General features: G+C 74.9%; 6 protein-coding genes. All 6 read left to right on the top strand.

All coding sequences use genetic code 11. From position 1 onward, the window contains the following. Window positions 1–148 precede the first annotated feature (148 nt). Entirely contained in the window at window positions 149–1,102 is a 954-nt protein-coding gene (locus tag RI554_10680) for an ADP-ribosylglycohydrolase family protein (GenBank protein MDR9392481.1), read from the top strand. Between the two features lie 176 nt (window positions 1,103–1,278). Next, window positions 1,279–1,818: a hypothetical protein gene (locus RI554_10675; GenBank protein ID MDR9392480.1), complete on the top strand. Its 540-nt coding sequence runs from the start codon at window positions 1,279–1,281 to the stop codon at window positions 1,816–1,818. A gap of 1 nt (window position 1,819) precedes the next feature. Continuing rightward, window positions 1,820–2,260 carry a hypothetical protein gene (locus tag RI554_10670; GenBank protein ID MDR9392479.1) on the top strand — a complete coding sequence of 147 codons (441 nt, stop codon included), beginning with the start codon at window positions 1,820–1,822 and terminating at the stop codon, window positions 2,258–2,260. After that, on the top strand, window positions 2,260–2,892 hold the full coding sequence (locus RI554_10665) for a TerB family tellurite resistance protein (GenBank protein MDR9392478.1): 633 nt from the start codon (window positions 2,260–2,262) through the stop codon (window positions 2,890–2,892). Before RI554_10670 ends, RI554_10665 begins: the two co-directional genes overlap by 1 nt. 20 nt (window positions 2,893–2,912) lie before the next feature. Next, entirely contained in the window at window positions 2,913–3,713 is an 801-nt protein-coding gene (locus RI554_10660; protein MDR9392477.1) for a hypothetical protein, read from the top strand. Beyond that, the coding region (locus RI554_10655; protein ID MDR9392476.1) for an ADP-ribosylglycohydrolase family protein at window positions 3,667–4,177 on the top strand (511 nt) is incomplete at its 3' end. The genes RI554_10660 and RI554_10655, both read left to right, overlap by 47 nt.

Genomic DNA, 4,177 nt, shown 5'->3' with positions numbered 1-4,177 from the left:
CCGTAGGCGCGCGGGGTCGGGGGAGCTCCGGAGGGGCGGTGCCGTGCGCACCGCCCCCTTCTCTTGGGTTCACGGGGGCACGTCCCCTCCAGCCCGCCCCGGGGCCCCCCGGTTCGGTCCGGTGTGCCGAACCGGGGTAGCGTCCGACATGCCTCAGCCTGCCGACGACCCCCGCTTCGCCGACGCCGCCCGCGGCGCGTTCCTGGGCCTCGCCATCGGGGACGCGCTCGGTACGACGCTGGAGTTTCGAAAGCCCGGCACGTTCGAGCCGATCGAGGACATGGTGGGCGGCGGCCCGTTCCGGCTTCCGGTGGGCGCCTGGACCGACGACACCTCCATGGCCGCCGCCCTCGCCGACAGCCTCGTCGTCCACGACGGCTTCGACCCCGTCGACCAGATGCAGCGCTACGTCGCCTGGTTCCGGGACGGGGTGTGGTCGTCCACGGGGGCGTGCTTCGACATCGGGGCCACCACGGCGACGGCGTTGCGCCACTTCGAGCGGACCGGCGAGCCGTACGCCGGCTCGACCGACCCCATGTCGGCGGGCAACGGCAGCCTCATGCGCCTCGCGCCGGTCCCGATCGCCTACGCCCACACGCCGGCCCGGGCCCGCCAGCGCGCCGCGGACGCCTCGCGCACCACGCACGGCGCGACCGAGGCGGTCGACGCCTGCCGCGCCTTCACCGACCTCCTGCTCGCGGCGTTCGAGGGGGCGCCCAAGGCGGCGATCCTCGATCCCGAACGCTTCGCACCCGACCGCTGGACCGACGCGCCGTTGGCCGACGGGATCCAGGAGGTCGTGACCGGGTCGTACCGCGACCGCGAACCCCCGGAGATCTACGGCGCCGGGTACGTCGTGAAGACCCTCGAGGCGGCCCTGTGGGCGTTCGCCTCCACCGACGACTTCCGCAGCGGCGCCCTGAAGGTCGTCAACCTCGGGCAGGACGCCGACACCACCGGCGCGGTGTACGGCCAGCTGGCCGGCGCCCACTACGGTGCGTCGGGCCTGCCGCAGGACTGGCGCGCGAAGCTGGCGCGCCGCGACGACCTCGAGCGGTTGGCGGACCGCCTGATCGACCTCGCTGGGCGCACTCCGGTCTGAGTCGCGCGGGAACGGCACGCTTGGCGGGGCGGACGTCCGACGCGCGCACGTCGCGGTGTGAGGGGCACGCTCGGCCCGACGCCGAGCGCCGGGCCGATGTCGGGCGGAGGAGCGTCGCACCCGCCGCAACACGAATTGGCATTGACAAAAAGCGTTGGCGTTCTTAGGCTGTCGTCGTGTTGCTCCCCGCCGACCTCCGCGACGCGCGTCCCCCCGTCACGCCCCACGAACGCGGCGACGCCGCCCACGTCCCCCTCCCTGCGGCGTCCGGCGCGTCCGAGCGCGACGCCCGCACCGACGTCACGCGCGGGCACGACCTCCCCGCCCGCGGCGGTCGCGTCGTCCCCCTCGAAATTCGGCGCGCCGACCGCGCGCCCCGCACGGTGGGCGGGCGCGCCGATCGGGCGCTCGTGTGGCGGATGCACCGCCGCCACCCCGCCGTCCCCGCCACGGGGTACGGAGCTCACCGCGACCCCCTCGACCCCGTCGTCGGCATCGCCCTCGCCGCGAGCGCCCCCGCCGTCCGAACGCCCGACGGACCCGACCGCGTCGGCACCTCCCGCACCGGCCCCACCGCACCGGGCGGCGCGACGATCCCGATCCAATGGGCCGTCCTGAGCGGGACGTCGGCGGGGCTGGACACCCGTGCCTGGGCGGTGCCGCGCGGGCGCCTGGACGCCGTGCCCTCGACGCCCTCGGGCCTCGGAGGTGGGTGAGGTGCTGGCGCGGATCACCTGGCAGGGCTGGTTCCTCCTGGTGGCCCTCACCACCGGCGTGTTCTGGCTCGTCGACGCCGAACGCACCCACGACGCGGAGGTCCGGGAGGCCACCGCCCGGCCCGCCTGCGAGGTGGCCGAACGGTACTGGCGCTGGCGGGCGGACTTCGAGGCGAGCCTCCCGCCCGGCACGACGTACCTCGATGGAGACGCGCTCGATGTGTTCCTCGAGCGGTCCCGCTTCACCCGCGACGTCATCGACGCGCACGCCACCCCCGACCACGCCGCCCTCGCGCCGCTCGCTCGAATGGTGGCGATCGACGCCGACCGCGACGCGGAGGAGGTCGCACCATCGGGCGCCAGCCTCCGCGCGTTCGCAACCGCCTGTCCGGAGGCCGCCCGCGCCCTCGCGACCGGCGGGGCGAACGGAGGGGATCGCTGATGCTGGTCTGGGGCACCCGCGCCGTAAAGCGCACGACCGACCGTGGGACGTTCCTGTGCCCGACCTGCGGGAAGGACGCCCCCTACGAACGGGTCCGTGCCCAGAAGCACGGGCACCTGTACTGGATCCCGCTCTTCGCGACCGGCGATCCGGTCGAGTACGTCGAGTGCGGCACCTGCCGGGGGACGTTCGATCCCGCGGTCCTGGAGCACCGCCAGGACCGGGAGGCGTTCGTGGCTCTGTTCGAGGAGGCCATGCTGCACGTGATGGCGGCCATCGCCGTGGCCGACGGCGTCGTCCGCGACGAGGAACGCCAGGTCCTGGCGGAGATCTTCGCGGCCATCGCGTCGCACCCCCTCGAGCCCGAGCGGCTGGACGCCGCCCTCCGTCACGCCGACGCCGTCGATGGGGCACTCCTCGATCGGCTGGGGGGATTCGAGCTGCTCCTCAACGCGCAGGGCAAGGAGCGCATCCTCGAGGCCGCTCTCGCCGTCGCCGGCGCGGACGGCGACCTCGACGCCCGCGAGGGGGAGGCGATCGCACGCATCGCGCGGGTGCTGGACGTGAGCGAGACGCACCTGAAAGGTCTCGTCGCCGAGATGTTTGGGCCCTCCGCCACGGACGCGTCGTGACGCGGACCGCCGCCCGTCGCGTGCGTACAGCCGCGATCCGCGTCCGCGTCGTGCGCGCCGCGATCGCCGTCACGGCGTCGCTCGTCGTCACGGTCGGCGGGGCGCAGGCGCTCGAGCCGGACGCCGCTCGCGCGCGGGCGGCGTACCTCGAGGCCGAACGCGCCCGCGTCACGACCTACACCGTCGCTCTGGACGCCCTCCCGGCCGCGATGGCGGCCGACCTCCCCGCCAACCTCACGCCGTTCCTGCGTTGGCGGCCCGACCGCGCCCGGCGCTTCGCCCGCTTCGACGCCGGCGTGCCGGACGGACGGGAGGTCGTGACCGCGGCGTACTGGCGGGACCTGAGCGCGTCGACCGCCACCTGGACCGAATGGTTGCAGGCGGTCGTGACGACGTACGGGCGGGGCGCGCCGCCGCTTCCCGACCCGGCGACGGACGGTACGAGCGCCTGGGCCGGGCGTTGGGTGGACGGGTACGGCGGCGCCGTGAGCGCCGTCCCCCTCGAGCGGGGTCGCCTCGCCCTTCGCCTCGAGGTGGTCCGCGGCGGGCATCGCCACGTCGGTCTCCTGGTCGGCGCCGCGGACCTCGACGACGGCGGGACGCGCGCGACCCTCACGCGCTCCACCGAGGTCGGTGGGGAGCGCGTCACGACGACGCTTGTGGCGACCCTCCTCGACGGCGGCCTGAACGTCACGGTGGAGAACGGGTGGCCGTGGCGTGGAGTGGAGGCCTACTTCGACGGGCGCTACCTTCGGGTCGGTCCCCTCGACGGGGATGCCCGCCAGCGGCTCCTCCGGGAGGTCGGCGACCCACGCCCGTGACCTGATACGCCCTTGCAACGATGCGGCGGTCGACGCCTGCCGCGCCTTCACCGACCTCCTGCTCGCGGCGTTCGAGGGGGCGCCCAAGGCGGCGATCCTCGATCCCGAACGCTTCGCACCCGACCGCTGGACCGACGCGCCGTTGGCCGACGGGATCCAGGAGGTCGTGACCGGGTCGTACCGCGACCGCGAACCCCCGGAGATCTACGGCGCCGGGTACGTCGTGAAGACCCTCGAGGCGGCCCTGTGGGCGTTCGCCTCCACCGACGACTTCCGCAGCGGCGCCCTGAAGGTCGTCAACCTCGGGCAGGACGCCGACACCACCGGCGCGGTGTACGGCCAGCTGGCCGGCGCCCACTACGGTGCGTCGGGCCTGCCGCAGGACGGGCGCGCGAAGCTGGCGCGCCGCGACGACCTCGAGCGGTTGGCGGACGGCCTGATCGACCTCGCGGCACGCGAACCGG

The organism is Trueperaceae bacterium, from assembly GCA_031581195.1.
Classification (GTDB): domain Bacteria; phylum Deinococcota; class Deinococci; order Deinococcales; family Trueperaceae; genus SLSQ01.
The sequence above is the reverse complement of the archived record's forward strand: the minus strand, read 5'-3'. Positions and strand labels throughout refer to the sequence as shown.

Bases quoted from the DNA above. Each gene is read 5' to 3' on its own strand.
- RI554_10680 (MDR9392481.1), top strand. From the start codon at position 149: ATGCCTCAGCCTGCCGACGACCCCCGCTTCGCCGACGCCGCCCGCGGC.
- RI554_10665 (MDR9392478.1), top strand. From the start codon at position 2,260: ATGCTGGTCTGGGGCACCCGCGCCGTAAAGCGCACGACCGACCGTGGG.